The following is a 17585-nucleotide window of genomic DNA, read 5'->3' as shown; positions in this document are numbered from 1 at the left end:
GTGGAACTTCAAACACGGGTGCATACCATATTTATGCTGATTGGTCCGACGGAATGTGGTAAAACAACGTTTGCCCAAGAGGTGCTGATGCCTAGGCTGCGCTTTAAGGACCAAGGCAGAAAGGTCAGAGCGAATATTCAATACCTGTCTTCGGATCAGATCCGGCAAGAGGTGCTGGGGTATGATTACGATAAATACGAGCAAGTCATGCTGGAGGCCAGTGAACAGGCATTTCATCTGTTATTCACAAGGTTGAAGATGGTCACCTCTTTCCCGGTGAATGCCGAGTTTGTCATCATTGACACAACCGGGTTGTCCGAGGATTTCCGGGCTAAAGTGAAGGAGGTTGCCTTCGAGAACAACTATAACCTGGAGGCGATCGTTTTTGACTACCGCAAGCGGGAGGATTATTACGCCTCTGAACGCTCCAAGAAGCTGATAACAAATCATATTAACCGTCTGAAAAAGGAAGTGCTTGGGTCCCTGGCCCGGGAAGGCTACGGCCAAGTTCACAAGGTGCGTGCGAAGGACTTCTACTTGCCCGAGCAGGGCACGGCAAATCCGGAATACAACATCCTCATTGAGGATTGGGATGCTTATCTGGCTACCCATCTTCCACAGGATCAGCATTATATCATGATCGGTGATGTGCATGAGTGTGTGGATGACTTGAAGGGGCTGCTGATGGATCACGGCTACCAATTCGCCGAGGGCAAGCTGGTGGTCCCTGAGAAGCTGAAGCAGACCAAGCTGGTTCTGGTGGGGGACTGGATTGATAAGGGGAAGCATACGAAGGAGATCATTGAATTTCTTTACGACCACCAAGAGCATTTCTACTTTGTGTTGGGGAACCATGAGAACTTTGTCTCCAAATACATGAAGGGCGAGCTGCAAGGGGTCGATCAGGAATTGGTTCATACGTATTTTGATTCTACGCAGGCGCTGGCGCAGGATTCGGAGCTGCTCTCCAAATTCATGCGGCTGGTCGAGATTTCTCAGCCTTTCTATCGATATATCGGCGGCAGCGGATCGTCCTTTTATGTGACCCATGCTCCGTGCCGGAACAAGTATATCGGTAAGCTCGATTCTAATTCCCGGCGGCATCAGCGTAATTTCAGACTGGACAGAGAAGAGCAGGTGGAAGGTCAGCTTGCCTTCCTGAGCCAGGAGGCTGTCAGAAATCATCCTTATCATATATTTGGCCATATCGCAGCTAAGCAAGCCTTTAAAATAGGCAACAAGCTCCATATCGATACGGGGGCCGTGCATGGCAACCAGTTAACTTCGGTTAGCATCTCGTTCAAGCCGTTCCTGAAGTCGCATAAATCACGGCAGAGTGTATTTGAAGAGAGTTTACCTACCTTATTCCAGCAAGAGCGTAAAGTAGCTGTTCGCGATCTGGAGGAAGAGGACCTGCGTAGACTTCGTTATTGCTCCGCGAACAAGATCAATTTTATATCCGGTACGATGTCCCCGGCTGACAAGAATGAACAAACTCAAGAGTTGGAGTCCCTGAAGGCTGGACTGGACTATTTCCGGGAGCGGGGGATTCAGCAGGTGGTTTTGCAGCCCAAGTATATGGGCTCCAGATGTAACGTCTACCTGCATGCCAATATAGAGGACTGTTATGCGGTCAGTCGTAACGGCTACAAGATCAAGCGAGTAGACTTGACCGAAATCTATGGGAAGCTGCTTCACAAGTTTGGTGGCTATATGGAAGCTAACCAGATCGAGCTGATGATTCTGGATGGAGAGCTTCTGCCGTGGCAGGCGCTTGGGGCCGGGCTGATCGACAAGCAGTTCAAGCCTATTGAGCAGGCTTTGGCGACGGAATTAGCTTTCTTGCAAGAGAACGGGTTCGAGGAGTCGCTGAATAAGCTGGTCTCGGATTATGATGCCAGCGGGTTCGAGCAGGACCAGTATCGCGTGAACAAGTCGGCATTAAGCGACAAGTATGGAACCACCCTGTACCAGAACTACAAGCATTTGCATGATCTGCGCAAGAGCTTTGTGCCATTGTCCGAACATGTCCAGGCTTACCAGACCTATCAGAGACAGCTTGAACTTTATGGAGAAGAGGCGGATATGGAATATAAGCCATTTGCTCTGCTGAAGCTCGTCTATGCCGATGGTCGGGAGGAACTGCCTGATTGGGGAACATCGCGGATGTACCGGTTCCTGTCCGAGGATGAAGCGCGGTCGCTTGACCTGTCCGAGCCGGGAGCGCTGGAGAGCGCAGAGCAATATTTCTCGCAGCTGACCCTGGAGAATCAGATGGAAGGCATCGTCATTAAGCCGGAACGGTGGAATGGCAAGATCGTGCCTTATATGAAGGTGCGGAACCCGGACTACCTGTCGATTGTCTACGGTTATGACTACAAGTTCGAGCATAAATACCGCAAGCTGCTGAAGCAAAAAAATATAAGCAAAAAGCTCCGCACCTCGCTGAACGAAGCGCAGCTGGGTAAGCAGATGCTTGCCATACCTCATGGCGCAATCACGCCTGATCATGAGGCTTATAAGCAGATTGCCGCCAGCCTGCTATTTGAGGTAGCCCAGGAACGGGAGATCGACCCTCGTCTGTAGCAGGTAAGATCAGCTATATCCTTTGTCCATCTAAATGCTCTATGACAAAGGATTAGCTGTTTTTTTTAATTTTTTTCAAAGAAGCTATTGTGACGCTCGAAAGCTTCAGCTACGATGAAGACAGAACGTTGCGACAGCGTAACAGAGCTGATACCTATCTGGTACCTATTATATAAAGTGAAATTTTTCACAATAATTTCGATCTTTTTCTATTTTGAAACTGATCTTTTAATTTAAGGGAGGATTAATCTTGAAAATCGGGGAGTTCTCCAGGAGGAACCATATCACCCAGGATGCGATCCGCCACTACATCGACCTGGGGTTGCTGGTGGTAGATAAACGAGGCTCGCGTTATCATTTTACTGAACAAAACAATAGCGAGCTGCAAGACATTCTGATGCTGAAGGAGCTGGATTTTAGCCTGAACGAAATTCAGAGCATTTTGTGTTTTAACCGGCTCGAAGGGCAACGCTCGAATGATTTTCGCAGCTTCCTGCTGTCCTTACTGGAACGGAATAGGGAACGGGTGAGTGAGAAGCTTAAAAAATTTGTTGAGGTTGAACAAATATTAAGACGTAAAATTGAGGAGTTGAATGTCGAAGAGTATGACAGGTCGAAGCGGATGGGCTTTCCGCTCTCCTCGCTTTCCATGCTGCGTTGTCCTGCTTGCCGGAGGCCGCTGCAAATTGCAGATGGCTCCATTGAACACCATATGCTGCTTCAGGCGGAGGTCTTCTGCGGGTGCGGTTATCAAGCCATGGTGGAAGATGGCATCTTCATTGACCGCAGAGCGGTGAAGACAAGAATTATGCCAACCAAGAAGGAGTTTGTACAGTCGGCTTCCCCGCAGTATATTAATTTATTGTATAACGGTACAACGACACTGATTGATTATATTCAAGCTCCCACCGGTTCATTAGATTATGTTCTTGAGCTGGATAGCTGTGTTGGCCGCTTTTTGATGCGGTACATTGAGCATCTAAAGGAAGGGACAACCTACATTTTGCTCAGTACGGATTTGGAGCGTCTGACGTCCTTAAAGCATAATCTGGAGCGGGAGTACGCAGACAATCAATTTATCTTTCTTTGCTGCGATCTGACCCAGCTTCCCTTGGCCCAAGGCTCCATTGACCGGATTGTAAGCCAAGGCATGTTGCCTAAATCCGAGCACACCGATCATCAATTTCTCCCCGCCCTGGTCTCACCATTGTTGAAGCCGCAAGGGTTGTTCGCCGGGGCCTTCTGGCATCTTGGAGCGCATCAAAATCCCAATAGGTCTTTCCCGGTCGAGACAAAGGTATATATTGACCGGAAGGAGATCACAGAAGAGATTGAGAAGCTTGATCTTTCCCCGTTGGACGTGGAGGAGTTAGGGCCTGTAGTTGACTGCAGCCCCTACCTGATCTTCAGGGGTCAGGAGCAGTATTTAATGCTCTATGCCGGTGTGAAGCATTGTAGCTATGAGGTGCTTTCCAGACCTGCAAGTCGTGAGGTTCAGCTATCGAAGCACCGAATGCCTAATCCTACGGCAAACATGGGGTTAACCCCATGGTAGGGACGATTAGGTTGAGCTATTAAGTTATTTTTTTCACAAATAGAAATTGACCTGGTGAATACCCCACTATGTACACTTGACTTGTAGCATGAGCACAGCAATAGGGGGGAACGATCATGAAGAGGGTTAGGAAGCAGACATGGATTGTAATGATGGGGGTTTTGCTGGTATTCAGCTTGGGCTTGGCCGCTTGCGGGAATTCAGGAGAGAGCAGCAACAGCAATAAAGCAGCCAGCGAAGCATCCGCAGCCGGCATTTACAAGGCAGGGACGTATACGGCAGTGGCTAAAGGGAATAACGGAGACGTTACGGTTGAAGTCGTATTTGATGCCAATCAGATCGTATCAGTTACTGTGAAGGATCATAAAGAAACCCCAGGAATCAGTGACCCGGCGATGAAAAAGATACCAGAAGGTATCGTGACGGGGCAGACGCTGGCAGTTGATGTTGTCTCTGGCGCGACGAATAGCTCTAATGCTATTCTGACGGCAGTTGAAGACTGTGTGAAGCAGGCGGGTGGCGATATTGATGCTTTAAAAGTAGCTGCTATAGTCCATGAAGAAGACAGGGTAGAGACGGAAATGTCTACGGATGTCGTTATTATTGGTGCGGGCGGCACCGGGCTTGCGGCAGCAGGTTCAGCTTTTGAGCAAGGCGCCAAGGTGGTTGTCCTGGAGAAGCAAAGTAATGTCGGCGGATCTACTGCGCTGTCCGGCGGGGCAATTGCAGCGACAGGTACCCGCTTTCAGGAGGAGATCGGCGTGAAGGATACGCCTGAGGACTGGATGAAGCTGTGGAAAAAACGCCAAAGCACTAGCAATCCTGACAGCAAATATCCTGACTATGACCGGGTTGCGAAATATATGGATGATGCCGTGGATACCACTCACTGGCTGGTAGACTATATGAATCATAAATATGCCCGGGTAGAGGGATACGGTGTGGACCCTGTTGCACGTCTGCACTTTCCCGAGAAGGGTGGGGCAGGATTGATCTCTAATCTGGAGAAGTCGGTGAGGGAGAAAGGCATCGACATAATGCTGGAGACCCGAGCAACCGAGCTTCTGACGGATGCGCAGGGCGCGGTTGTTGGCGTCAAGGCAGAGCATGGGGAAGGCACACTGACTGTGCATGCCAAGAAGGTGATCATTGCCTCGGGCGGTTTTGCCAAGAATGAGGAAATGATGCAGCAATTCCTGCCCCAGTTCGTAGAAGATATGGATATTAGCGCAGCGGCAGCAGGCAGTACCGGGGATGGTATTTTGATGGCGGAGAAGATCGGGGCAGCGCTGTATGAAGACCCCTGGATCATTGGCCTTGGCATGGGCAGCCGCATCCAGCAATTGGACGGACTGGGCTGGGATACAACGAAGATTCTGGTGAATGAAAAGGGGCAGCGCTTCTTCAACGAGAATAGCCATTACGCTATTGTTACAAACCAGATGGTGAATCAGGAACAAGTGTGGATGGTGATCGATTCCAGTGAGGCCAATGCCAAGATCATTGACTCGATTCAAGACCTTCTCCCTAACGATGAGATCGCCACAGGCGGGACTTTGCAGGCGCTGGCCGCAGCTATGAAGGTGCCAGCAGATACCTTGACGGAGACTATGGACACCTTTAACAACGGGGTTGCTTCCGGTAAGGATGCCTTTAACAAGGAGAAGGAAACTCTGGTTGCAGTGGCTAAGAGCCCCTACTATGCCTTCAAATTTTATCCTAAAACCATGGGGACCTTTGGCGGTGTGAAGGTGGATGAGCAATACCGGGTATTAACGGAAACCGGGACGCCCATCCCGAATCTATACGCTGGTGGGGAAGCAGCCAACCGTTATATTTATAATCAGGTGTATATGACCGGCAGCGCGGTACAATATGCATTGACAAGCGGTAGATTGAGTGGTGCGAATGCGGCTCATGCCATTAAGGAAGGCAAATAAAGAATAACTACACGTTTATAAAAGAAGAGAGCACCTGTCGGATGAACTTTCCGATGAAGGTGCTCTTTGATTATGAAGACAACTCTTCGCTTTCCGCCTCGGTGGTTTGATACCGCGCCAGAGCTTTTGTTGCGGCTTCCAGCATGCGCTTCTTCAGGTAGTCCCCTTCGATCACACGGACACGTTTGCCAAGAAAGCGGATTTTGGATAACAGGTATTCGACTTCATCACCAAACACGACAACACGGATACGATAGATATCCTGCTCGGCATCGTACTCTACCTGCTTCTCAAAGCTGGAGAAGGCATACAGGATACGAGATAGTTCCTCGTTATAGAGCTGGACTACTTCGATGAGCACATGGTTTTTTCGTGAGTCCAGAAGGGTCCCCATTCTCTTCACCATAGCCTCTACGGCCTCGGGGGGAACGGCTTCCTCCGCCAACTCATGAATCTTGGCCAGCCGGGTACTCATCAGGACACGATTACGGGTACGGTACCATAGCAAATACCATTCTCGCTTCACCATGGAATACTCCAGCTTGAAAGGAATGCCCCGGTGGTCTGTTCGCGTCTCCCCATTTTTCACCTTATAGCTTAAGCGAATGCCGGATTTATTCATGATGAGCCGACGTAAAGGCCGCAGGAGCGGATGAATGACCTGGCGTTCCAGGCTTCCTGCCTTCTGAATGAGGTGAAGCGAGATATCCATGGCCTGTTCAGGCTCCAGAATTTGTTGCAGCTTCGTGAGGGTCTCAGGCGTGAAGGCATCCTGGGCCGCAGGGTGCTCCAGCATCGTCTTCAGCCAGGCCCGTTCATGGCCGGTAATCATAATGGTTCCACTATGCTCCAGACGCGAAATAATCTGATGGCTGAACAGCTTTTCAAATAGATTCATAATAGCTCTGAATCTCCTTCCATTCGGCAATCATGTCCTGACGGAAACGGCGGGGCTCCAAAATCTCGCAACTCGAGCCGAAGCTGCGCAGCCAGGGCTTGATTTCCGTCGTGCCGTTGACCATGATCTCATAGATAAACGAAGCATCATCTTCATCAACGATCTGTCCCCATTGGCCTTGCAGCAGTACCCGTTCCTTGATGAAGTTAGGCTCGGAGCCCCCTGGGTTGTAAAAGCGGGCGCGAACCATAACCGGCTTGCCGGTATCGATGAGCCAGCTGTACTTTAGCTTGTCGAGCAGCTCTGCCTTTTTCTGCTCATGCCAAGCGCTCTCAACGGTCTCGGCTCCCTCCAGTTGGGTGATGCCCTCCATACGGTATTTGCGAATGCCCTGCCGACCATGGGAGAGCAGATACCATCTACCGTATTGATGATCATATACCAGCTTCAGCGGGAGGGTGATCTCTCGCTTGGAGGTCGTATTCCGCTCAAATAAAGGGTTGGTATTTTGCGAATTGTAGCTGCGGTCCGACTTGGGTGAGAAATATTCAAAGCGTACCTTGCGGTGTTCTCTAATCGCCTGTAACAGGGTGAACAAATGTGCTTCATCCAGAATTCGTGAATAGTAATGATACTTATACAGGAAGACCTCGGGTTCCACCGCACTTGTGATTTGCTGGTTTTGCAGCAAATGCTTCTTCAGCCCATCGCGTAGCAAATATCCTTGAACGGAGGGCACCTGCGTATTGGCCATAACATCAATGAAGTCATACAAGTCGATCAATTCCTCGTCCGATAAGCAGCGCACCAAGTCATCCTGAATGCGATACTTGTAGGGGCGTGGCCCCGGCTCCTTCTTGACGACACCCACCGCTTCCAAATATTTGAGATCCGAGCGAATCGTCTTCTCGTCAGGAAGAGCAAGATCAGACGTCAAGCTATCACAGCATAGATCCAGCAGCTCCATGGCGGTCAGAGCTTGTTCATTCATTGCGCTCAGCAGTAGCGAAATACGTTCACTTTCGGATTCCTTCACCGACTTGGTGCGGAACAAAAATAACAATAAAGGATCGGTGGAGTCATGATAACTATAATGAAGGAGTTCGGCGAATTCCTTGTCTTGTTCCTCGGACACCGAAGCATGAAGGGAGGTGATAGCTTCCTTCAGCTTACGCGTGGTTTTATCAAAGGTATGTACAGAAATGCCCAGCCGCTCGGCAAATTGTTTGCGGTTGAACGCTCCGCTCGTTAACACCAGCATCCGCAGGAATTGAATTTCCTTATCGAAACTTTCCTTAGCCATAATGTCCCCTCGAATCGTCATTCGGTCTTATTCCCATTATAACAGGAGAAGTAAACAGAGCGCCCGCTACGGGTATTTTTAGGCTATTCGTCATACTTATGCCATGTTCGTTCGCTCCGCGATCCGTGATAATCGATATTAAGAAGTTTTAGGGTAAGACAACTCACACCAAGGAAGGGGGCTTCCTCATGCCAAACATGAAGGAGCAAATCAGAACAGAGCTAGACCGCATCGAACAAACGGAAAATGTTAAAATCCTGTACGCCTGCGAATCGGGCAGTCGAGCATGGGGATTCCCCTCACAGGACAGTGATTATGATGTAAGGTTCGTTTATGTCCGGCCGCAGGACTGGTATTTATCCATTCTGGAGAAGCGGGATGTCATTGAACGCCCAATCAGTGAAATGTTGGATATACATGGTTGGGACGTGAAGAAGGCGTTGAACCTGTTCCGCAAGCCCAGCCCGCAGCTGCTGGAGTGGCTGCATTCACCGATTGTTTACAAGGAAGAGCAAGCATGGGCCCGGCGGATGCGAGACATTTCCCCCTGGACGTTCTCGCCCAAGTCATGCGTTTATCATTATATGCATATGGCTTCCGGGAATTATCGGGGATATCTGCAAGGGGAACAAGTCAAGATCAAGAAATACTTTTACGTGTTAAGACCACTGCTGGCTTGTCAATGGATTGAGAAATATGAGACGATGCCGCCGGTAGAATTTGATCGGCTTGTTGACGAACTGGTTCCGCGGGATAGCGAGTTGATGGACGAGATTCAGCGTTTGCTGGTGCGGAAGAAGGCGGGGGATGAACTCGACTATGAGTCGCAAATTCCAGCGATTGATCAATTTCTGAAGGAGAGTATCGCCTACTACGAGCAGAACACGTCTGCTATGAAAACTACAGAGCCTATGCCGCCGGATCAGCTTGATGAGTTGTTTCGGATGACACTTCAAGAAGCCTGAAGCGAAGGGAAGTAAAGCGCGCTGAGCGAACAATGTGCCCGAAACCCGGGATTACGCCCTGGGTTTCGGGATTGTCCGACAAAACTCGCAGCAGCATGACTGCTTGTATCACATAACGGCGATAGATGTGTTGAAGGAGGCGGGGGTGCTCAAGCGTCTGCCGTTTGACGCAGAAATGAGCTTTGTACATGGCCTGCTATGGGTTGATTTAAGTTTAAAGCTGGATTTTCAGTGTATCATGCGGAAGGTTAACCCCGGCCGAACGGGTAATGCCCAGCTTCTGATCCTCTGAGAACCCGATGGTCTCTCCATCATGCAAGGTAACATCCGCGCTAATAATATACCAGGCGATATCGGCCAGGAAATCACGAAGCTCCGCTGGCTCGTAAGAGCTGTCCAGCACTTCAAGCTCGTCCTTGCCGAAATTTTGGAGCCCAATCGTATATCCACTGATGCCGTTCTCTGTCCGCAGCAAGCCGAAATAGATCACATTCAGCAATGGAAATTGCTCATGCTGCTTCATGTTCTCCGTCACTTCCTGGAAGAACTCAGGCTGGAACACGGTGCCGGAGGTATAGATGCCGATGGCATTGGGCAGCTTGAGACAACTGGAGACCAGCTTGGTATAGACGGCAGCAGCGTCCAATTGCGAGGCTTCCCGTTTAAATACGGCAACGATGAGCTGCGCCACATGCGTCTCTGTGACTTGAACGGCCTGTGGCCAGAGATAGTTCGTCGCTGCGTTGCGCACGGCCTCATCGTCCGGCACCGGAGCATTGATGAAGCTGACTGCCAGCATGCAGCCCTCAGCCTCGAAGACCAAGGGAGGAGGGCCGTCAGAATCGGCTTCTGCAGGGGCTTCTTCCTGTTCCGTCTCCGATACGGTGATATTCCAGTCGTTTTGCAAATAGGCCTTCAATTGCTCAATATCAAATTCCGAGGAATTCAGAAGTATAAAGCCATTAAAAACACCGCCGGTGCGATCATCCTCTGTCCCGGAATCGCCTTCCCCGATGGCAGTACCCTGGGGGGCCTCGTAAGCCCTGGCCTGCTGCATCCAATACTCCCGGATCATTTCCACCATCTTGATAGCCTCATTCTCTGCGGTATCCGGATGATAGGGTTGCATTTCACTGAAAATGTGACCGCAATGCTCTGTATCCTCAGGCGTCTCGTAACCGCCACATACCCCCAGCAGCCAGCCCCCCAGCATGTTCTTCTTGTATTTGAATATGTAATATTGCATGTCATGTCGCTCGAATTGCCCCGCTACCTCGATTTTGTGAGGTCTGCGCCCAAGCTCGTTCTCGTGGGCCAACCACTCCACCATAGACTCCATAGCTGCTTGCTGCTGTACTGTCATCAAATCTTCTCCTTTGCAGTGACTCCCTACAGGAGTGCAATAAGTTAACTTATTATATCAGTTCAAGCAACTAGGAGACTATCGGGCGCGGGGGCTATTAAATTGTTACTGCTATCCTTAATAAGAACAAACCTTTAAAAATATTTCCGGAAACTATCTTTCTCCTAAGGATTTTTCCTTCAACAAATCCCGGATCTCGGCCAATAGAACCTCTTCTTTGCTGGGAGCAGGAGGGGCTTCAGGCTTTTTCTGTTCCGCGTGCTTGAACTTGTTAATCAGCTTGACGAACAGGAAAATCGACATAGCAATAATAAAGAAATCAAGAACCGTCTGCAGGAAATTACCGTATTTCAGTACGGCATCCCCATATGTAAACTGAAGTCCACTTAAATCAATGCCCCCCAGCAGCAAGCCGATAATCGGGGTAATCAAATCCTCAACAACCGAGGTGACAATCTTCCCGAAGGCGGCACCGATGATAACCCCTACGGCAAGGTCGAGGACGTTGCCCTTGAGCGCAAAGGCCCTAAATTCTTTCCACATAATCAGCTCTCCTTCGTGATGGAGCTCTTCAGCCGAAGCCGGACTCCTCTATTTTGTAAAATTATATAGCAGAGCATGACAAGCTTCAAGCTGGAAAACCATGTGGTAGATGATGGAATAGAAAAAGCCCAGCTACGAGAGCCCAAATGAATATCGAGATATCAGCACATATGAGTTGATTAAGGAGTAGGGCGGGAGTGGAAGCTCGTTGCTTTTCCCGCTACAATCCTGCTATAATTCCGATATATCAATGGCATGGGGGGTTATACCGTGGCAATATGGGCAGCGCCGGATTGCTCGTTCACTAGAAAGGCCTTACGCAAAGCCTGTTAGGGGCCGACTTTGTGTAGGGCGCGACGAGAGTAGCATGGATCGCCCTGAATCTAGCATAACGTTTCAACCTGCAGGCCTTGCACCTTATTTGTTTATCCAATAAAAATAAGGGGCTGACAGCCATGCAAACACCGTTTATTCAAAATCACCAATTTAATGTTATTCAAAAACAAGCTGATTTCCTGCTCAAAGCATTGCGGACGGTTGCGGATCAAAAAGTGTTGGAAACGGTTCGTTATACAGCCATCACCAACATGGTCGAGGTCTTTGACGAATTGAATGCCGAACAGAGGCAGCTACTGGAGCAGCTAACTATCTGTGAGGCTGCACATGAATTCCAGGAATATTTGGACCGAATGGAGACCTACCTGATTTCATTTCCACAAGTAACGGCGAAGCAGATTCAAAAGCTGTTTCCCAAAGTCAAGAAGCTCAAGGTGCCTGATCTGGAAATGGTCGATTATGCACGTACCACCTATCTGAGATGGACTGACATTGCTGCCAATCGCCTGTTTATCGTGTATCCATACGAAGGCAGATTTCTCGGTATTGAGGGACGGATTACGGCTACTAACAAAAAAGGCTACTGTATGTTCTGTCATCGTCATCAGGAACTTGGATTCTTTAATGTAAAGACCAAGAGCAGCTCACCGGATCACCTTTCTTCCATTGGCCAGTACGTATGCTTAAGTGGAACAGCTTGTAACCATAGCATCACCGATCTCACGATGCTGGAGAAGTTCCTTCTCTCCGCATCAAAATAGCTGCAAAGTAGTAAAGGGTCGCTACAAATCGGACCCTGTATAGGGCGCACTGAAGGGACGACTCCTGCATGATGCAGGGGTCGTTTTTTCAGTGTAAGGAAACCCCAAAATGCCATATTGTACTTGCGTAGGAAAAGCCAAGCTAGAAACCTTAATTAAATTATGAGATACTTTTAATTACAAGTTATCTGATTCAATTGAGTGTGTATTGGTAGAAGTAGCAGCTTTGCTAGCTTACATAATAAGATGATAAAAGAGCGCCATGACGTAATTTATGACTGGTGCGAATGTGAAGCGAACATGGTTTTCCCGGGAGATTCGCACCAAAATTAGTTACTTTCATTTGTATTAATGTATATATAAGGATATGAAAAGATGATTCTTAACACTGAATAGGGGGATAGGTGGCTGTTTATACCTTGAAATATCCTTATTCTGTTAAAAATCGGAGTCGCACCCTACGCGGGTGCGTGGATTGAAATAATGCAATGGATATCCCATCAGAAGGGAATCCGAGTCGCACCCTACGCGGGTGCGTGGATTGAAATCGCAAGCTCCCGAGTGACACCAGCCGCGCCTATGCGTCGCACCCTACGCGGGTGCGTGGATTGAAATATACAATGTTAAGGTGAAAATAATTAAAGTAGCGTCGCACCCTACGCGGGTGCGTGGATTGAAATAACCGTCTTAAAGAGAACTGATGCCCTATGTAAGTCGCACCCTACGCGGGTGCGTGGATTGAAATTGGAGCACCCGCCTCCTGGGAGTTGTCATCCGTGAAGTCGCACCCTACGCGGGTGCGTGGATTGAAATCAACTTGGAATATCAATCGTGCCCTTGACATCATGTCGCACCCTACGCGGGTGCGTGGATTGAAATGGATCCGGATAAACGGTGAAGCCAGCCTCATCCAGGTCGCACCCTACGCGGGTGCGTGGATTGAAATAGTAGCCTTGATGGCAGTAGGAGAAGGTAGTTAGTCGCACCCTACGCGGGTGCGTGGATTGAAATTTAATTCATTATCTGCATCTTCCCAGCTCGTCTCCCGTCGCACCCTACGCGGGTGCGTGGATTGAAATCTTGTCCTGATCTGGAGCTGTCGAAAAACTTAGACGTCGCACCCTACGCGGGTGCGTGGATTGAAATGTATTCGTCCACCCAATCAGCGCGCGTATACCAACGTCGCACCCTATGCGGGTGCGTGGATTGAAATTAATAAAAATGAAAAGTGAGGTTTTAAACGATGAACGTCGCACCCTATGCGGGTGCGTGGATTGAAATCTTGCGTAAAACCTTTGGGTATCATCATTACAGCGTCGCACCCTATGCGGGTGTGTGGATTGAAATTGAATTGGTTCTTTTCACAAGTTCCAGCTGCTGCGTCGCACCCTATGCGGGTGCGTGGATTGAAATTCCCGCAGCTTGGCAGCCGATAATATATTGCTGCGTCGCACCCTATGCGGGTGCGTGGATTGAAATACTCATCGTCTGGGTGTTGATTGCCCCGCCCGTGCCGTCGCACCCTATGCGGGTGCGTGGATTGAAATAGCATGTGATCTGTACGGGCTCGGCAAGTTGCCTTCGTCGCACCCTATGCGGGTGCGTGGATTGAAATCACATCGGGTTATGGGCGCAGAAGGGAGCAAGAACGTCGCACCCTATGCGGGTGCGTGGATTGAAATCCGCTTGGGTCATGGTCGCCTAAATGGAGAATGTGTCGCACCCTACGCGGGTGCGTGGATTGAAATAAGTTCGCCATCCATATTGTCAAACCAACTCCGAGTCGCACCCTACGCGGGTGCGTGGATTGAAATCGTCTCTGGATGTCCAGAATTAAATGTGATCGTGCCAGTCGCACCCTACGCGGGTGCGTGGATTGAAATCATAACAAGCACCTTTAAGATGGAGCTTGAAACAGGTCGAACCCTACGCGGGGTGCGTGGATTGAAATGGTTGCTTGACTTAAGTTGATCTGCTCCATGAATGTCGCACCCTACGCGGGTGCGTGGATTGAAATCGGTGATATAAGGCCTGCATTAAATCTATCAATGGTCGCACCCTACGCGGGGTGCGTGGATTGATCTGGTTGCTTTCCTTATTTTGATCCGTTTCGTGAACGTCGCACCCTACGTGGGTGCGTGGATTGAAATCAATAGTATTTTTCTTGAGTGCTGCTCAACATTTTATCGCACCCTACGCGGGTGCGTGGATTGAAATTCAATTTCCAATTTATTGATTTCAGGCGGTTCTCTGCTACACGCTGGAGCAGGGACCAATGTCTATTCTATGGGGTGCACTTGAATATACGGCATACAGGGAAATAATAAAAAAGCCTGTCCAGTAAATCGGACAGACTACCAATAAATCATATAATTCAAAAGTAGTAAGAAGTAAAATGATAGGGTAAGTGTACCACAAGCAAGTCCTGCAATTGCCAAGCCTTTACCGGCATCATTGGATCTAGTAATTTCATTGGATGCCTGCCTTGCTAGAATAATTGAAATTATTGCTAAAATAAAGCCAAAAAGTGGTATTACTAAAGATAAAACCCCTAAAATTAAAGCAGCTACAGATTTAGCATTAACCCCTTCCGGTGAGCTTTTAAACAAAATTAAATCCTCCTTTGATTCCTCCATCTCATAACATTATCATGAACTGCTTATTTTTGTAAAAAGCGATGTATAACATTTTTTAAGAAAAGACCTCCCATCTTCGGAAGGCTTTTTGCCGTTCACATAAAACAACTCCACAAATCATAAAAAATGTTGAATCATGGAAGGTATTGGCGATTTTTCGGAGAAATACATGAGTATATGGAGATAGTTCTCGAGAACTATCGGAAAAGGTTTAGGAGGTCAGGCAGTTGGATTATATTGCACACGTGCGGGAAAATGATGGGACGCCACAGCTAGTGGAGCATCATTTGTTAGGAGCAAAGCGATTGGCAGAGTTCGCTGGGGAGGCACTTGGTATTCGGCATATTACGGGTCTGGCAGGCCTACTCCATGATCTCGGGAAATACGCAATAGCATTTCAAGACTATCTGCGCGAAGCTGTAGCTCACCCGGAAACTCCTCCCAAGCGGGGGAGTGTAGATCATTCTACAGCCGGTGGGCGCTTGCTATATGATCTTTACCATAAGCAGCCGGGCAAAGGAATCTTGGCTGAAATCGTCGGCAACGCCATCATTTCACACCATTCCAGCTTGCATGATTACATCAGTCCAGAACTGGAAACCCCTTATTTGCGAAGAGTTCGGGATAAGGACGATGTTCCTGAATACGAAGCCTGCACTAAACTATTTTTTGAGCGTGTGATGGACCGTGAGGCATTTGAACAATACGTGGAGCAAGCGGTACAAGAGATTGATGCTTACTTTGCCCTTCCGTCCACTTTCACCAAGGAAATGAAATGCCTTTACCTGACTAAATATGTATTTAGCGCTCTAATTGATGCTGACCGCACAGATACACGGCGATTTGAGGAGCAGATTGCGCAGAACGAAGAGCAAGCCCCCAACACGAAGGAACTGTTCGAGAGCTATTATGCTAAATTAATGGATAAGCTGGAGGGATTGGCGGACCATGCTTCGGCTACTACCCCGATTAATCAACTAAGAAGGGAAATGTCGGAGCAATGCGAGCGTTCTGCGTATAAGCCTTCCGGTATTTACACCCTATCCATCCCTACTGGCGGGGGCAAGACGTTAGCCAGTCTTCGCTATGCACTCAGACATGCGATAGAGCACCACAAGAAGCGCATTATATATGTCCTTCCATATACCACTATCATAGAACAAAACGCTGCCGAGGTACGGAAAATTTTGCAGGATGATATTCACATTTTGGAGCATCACTCCAATGTGATTGACGAACTCCATGATGATGAGATGGACGATGGCTTGATTCATATTCGGCAAAAATTAAAGCTGGCCAAGGACAATTGGGATTGCCCGATTATCTTTACGACGATGGTGCAATTTTTGAACGTGTTCTACGCCAAAAGCAACCGGAATGTGCGCAGGCTGCATCACCTTGCGGAATCGGTCATCATATTCGACGAGGTGCAGAAGGTTCCGGTGTCCTGTGTCTCTCTATTTAATGAGGCCTTGAACTTCCTGAAGCACTATGGACAATCCAGCATCGTGTTATGCACGGCTACCCAGCCTGCGCTAGATGAGGTGGAGCATCAATTGCATCTACCCTCGGATGCTGAAATTGTCGGCAACCTGGACGATGTGATTAAGGCATTCAAGCGGGTGGAATTAAGCGATGAGGCAACCACCAGGGTGTTCACGAATGAGAGCTTAACCGACTGGGTACTGGATAGGCTGGAAGAGAAGCGGGATATGCTGATTATTTTGAATACGAAGGCTGTAGTTAAGGATTTGTACGAGCGCTTGAAGGGAATCAAGCACGGTGCTGTCGTGTATCACTTAAGCACGTCCATGTGTGCGGCCCATCGCAAGCAGGAACTGGACAAAATTAGAGGATGCCTGGACAGGAAAGAAAAGATCATCTGCATCAGCACACCGCTTATTGAAGCCGGAGTTGATGTTAGCTTCCAGTGTGTAGTCCGCTCATTAGCGGGGCTGGACTCTGTGGCGCAGGCGGCTGGGCGCTGTAACCGTCATGGGGAAGAGTCGCTCCAGCAGGTGTACATGATTGATCATGCCGAGGAGAACTTGCAGCATCTTAACGAGATTCGCAAAGGGAAAGACATCACCAAACGAATGCTTACGGATATGCAGCGGGATGAGTCGGCTCATGGTAGTTATTTATTATCGGACAAGGCGATGAGATTTTACTTCAAGCGATTTTATGCGGATGTTGAGCCATTATTGAAATTTGAAATTCCAAAGCTGAAGAAGAATATGGTGAAGCTGCTATTTGCTAAACCCCAGGAGAATGATTACTTTCAGGACTACTGTCAAAGTTACGCCAAGCGACCGCCCCAATATCTGCTTAACAGCCCCCGGACAGCGGCCGATCACTTTCACGTAATTGAGGATTTGACCACCCCGGTTATTGCTCCCTATGGGGAAGGTGCTAATATTATCGCTGAATTGAACGGAGCAAGCCGCATTGAGGATTTGGGTCGTCTGCTGCGCCAGGCACAGCAATATACCGTTAATTTGTTCCCGCATGATAAGATCAGGCTGGACCAGAATCAAGGACTGGAGGCCTGTCTGGACGGACAAATCCTTGTGCTGCGAGAGGGAGCTTACAATGAAGAGTTTGGGCTGGATTTAGAAAATGATAGCTGGGGAGCGCCATCTATTTACTAGTCTCTAGCTAATTTGTCCAGGTGCATGAATGATCCCATGGGAAAGGAG

11 protein-coding genes and 1 CRISPR repeat array are annotated in these 17585 nt (G+C 48.8%); of the genes, 6 read left to right on the top strand and 5 right to left on the bottom strand.

Annotation, left to right across the window (positions count from 1 at the left end):
* From C557_RS0110365 to C557_RS0110355, 3 genes are all read left to right on the top strand, one after another.
* Positions 1–2586, top strand: coding sequence for a metallophosphoesterase (locus tag C557_RS0110365; RefSeq protein WP_018751799.1), 2586 nt, complete (start codon positions 1–3; stop codon positions 2584–2586).
* A gap of 250 nt (positions 2587–2836) precedes the next feature.
* Positions 2837–4141 carry a MerR family transcriptional regulator gene (locus C557_RS0110360; protein ID WP_018751798.1) on the top strand — a complete coding sequence of 435 codons (1305 nt, stop codon included), beginning with the start codon at positions 2837–2839 and terminating at the stop codon, positions 4139–4141.
* 116 nt (positions 4142–4257) lie between these two features.
* Complete coding sequence (locus C557_RS0110355) at positions 4258–6081, top strand: FAD-dependent oxidoreductase (RefSeq protein WP_018751797.1); 1824 nt, start codon at positions 4258–4260, stop codon at positions 6079–6081.
* A gap of 70 nt (positions 6082–6151) precedes the next feature.
* Here the strand turns inward: C557_RS0110355 and C557_RS0110350 are convergent, their stop codons facing one another.
* Positions 6152–6979 carry a WYL domain-containing protein gene (locus C557_RS0110350; protein ID WP_018751796.1) on the bottom strand — a complete coding sequence of 276 codons (828 nt, stop codon included), beginning with the start codon at positions 6977–6979 and terminating at the stop codon, positions 6152–6154.
* Positions 6966–8282 carry a helix-turn-helix transcriptional regulator gene (locus C557_RS0110345; RefSeq protein WP_026263407.1) on the bottom strand — a complete coding sequence of 439 codons (1317 nt, stop codon included), beginning with the start codon at positions 8280–8282 and terminating at the stop codon, positions 6966–6968. Before C557_RS0110345 ends, C557_RS0110350 begins: the two co-directional genes overlap by 14 nt.
* A gap of 188 nt (positions 8283–8470) precedes the next feature.
* Here C557_RS0110345 and C557_RS0110340 point away from each other — a divergent pair, with 188 nt between their 5' ends.
* A complete protein-coding gene (locus C557_RS0110340) occupies positions 8471–9247 on the top strand; it encodes a nucleotidyltransferase domain-containing protein (RefSeq protein WP_018751794.1) in 777 nt (258 codons plus the stop codon).
* A gap of 214 nt (positions 9248–9461) precedes the next feature.
* Here C557_RS0110340 and C557_RS0110335 read toward each other — a convergent pair whose 3' ends face one another.
* Both C557_RS0110335 and mscL read right to left on the bottom strand, forming a co-directional pair.
* On the bottom strand, positions 9462–10610 hold the full coding sequence (locus tag C557_RS0110335) for a DUF4261 domain-containing protein (RefSeq protein ID WP_018751793.1): 1149 nt from the start codon (positions 10608–10610) through the stop codon (positions 9462–9464).
* A gap of 153 nt (positions 10611–10763) precedes the next feature.
* Positions 10764–11153, bottom strand: a complete 390-nt coding sequence (gene mscL, locus C557_RS0110330; protein ID WP_018751792.1) for a large conductance mechanosensitive channel protein MscL — start codon at positions 11151–11153, stop codon at positions 10764–10766.
* Positions 11154–11608: 455 nt separating this feature from the next.
* On the opposite strand from mscL, the gene C557_RS0110325 reads away from it, so the two are divergent.
* Entirely contained in the window at positions 11609–12250 is a 642-nt protein-coding gene (locus tag C557_RS0110325) for a FusB/FusC family EF-G-binding protein (protein ID WP_018751791.1), read from the top strand.
* Positions 12251–12700: 450 nt separating this feature from the next.
* Positions 12701–14133: direct repeats of the CRISPR family, unit length 32 nt; unit sequence GTCGCACCCTACGCGGGTGCGTGGATTGAAAT.
* A gap of 471 nt (positions 14134–14604) precedes the next feature.
* On the opposite strand, the gene C557_RS0110320 is transcribed toward C557_RS0110325, so the two are convergent.
* A complete protein-coding gene (locus tag C557_RS0110320) occupies positions 14605–14859 on the bottom strand; it encodes a DUF4190 domain-containing protein (protein ID WP_018751790.1) in 255 nt (84 codons plus the stop codon).
* A 254-nt stretch (positions 14860–15113) separates the two neighbouring features.
* Between C557_RS0110320 and C557_RS0110315 the strand changes: the two genes are divergently transcribed.
* Positions 15114–17537, top strand: coding sequence for a CRISPR-associated helicase/endonuclease Cas3 (locus C557_RS0110315; RefSeq protein WP_018751789.1), 2424 nt, complete (start codon positions 15114–15116; stop codon positions 17535–17537).
* Positions 17538–17585 lie beyond the last annotated feature (48 nt).

This window comes from Paenibacillus sanguinis 2301083 = DSM 16941 (genome assembly GCF_000374825.1).
GTDB lineage: Bacteria > Bacillota > Bacilli > Paenibacillales > Paenibacillaceae > Fontibacillus > Fontibacillus sanguinis.
Note: the sequence above shows the minus strand (reverse complement) of the source record. Positions and strands in the feature narration are given on the sequence as shown.

What these genes read in the sequence shown, in the direction of transcription:
- C557_RS0110345 (WP_026263407.1), bottom strand. Translation starts at nt 8,282, where the DNA reads ATGGCTAAGGAAAGTTTCGATAAGGAAATTCAATTCCTGCGGATGCTG.
- C557_RS0110350 (WP_018751796.1), bottom strand. Translation starts at nt 6,979, where the DNA reads ATGAATCTATTTGAAAAGCTGTTCAGCCATCAGATTATTTCGCGTCTG.
- mscL (WP_018751792.1), bottom strand. Translation starts at nt 11,153, where the DNA reads ATGTGGAAAGAATTTAGGGCCTTTGCGCTCAAGGGCAACGTCCTCGAC.
- C557_RS0110355 (WP_018751797.1), top strand. Translation starts at nt 4,258, where the DNA reads ATGAAGAGGGTTAGGAAGCAGACATGGATTGTAATGATGGGGGTTTTG.
- C557_RS0110325 (WP_018751791.1), top strand. Translation starts at nt 11,609, where the DNA reads ATGCAAACACCGTTTATTCAAAATCACCAATTTAATGTTATTCAAAAA.
- C557_RS0110340 (WP_018751794.1), top strand. Translation starts at nt 8,471, where the DNA reads ATGCCAAACATGAAGGAGCAAATCAGAACAGAGCTAGACCGCATCGAA.
- C557_RS0110335 (WP_018751793.1), bottom strand. Translation starts at nt 10,610, where the DNA reads ATGACAGTACAGCAGCAAGCAGCTATGGAGTCTATGGTGGAGTGGTTG.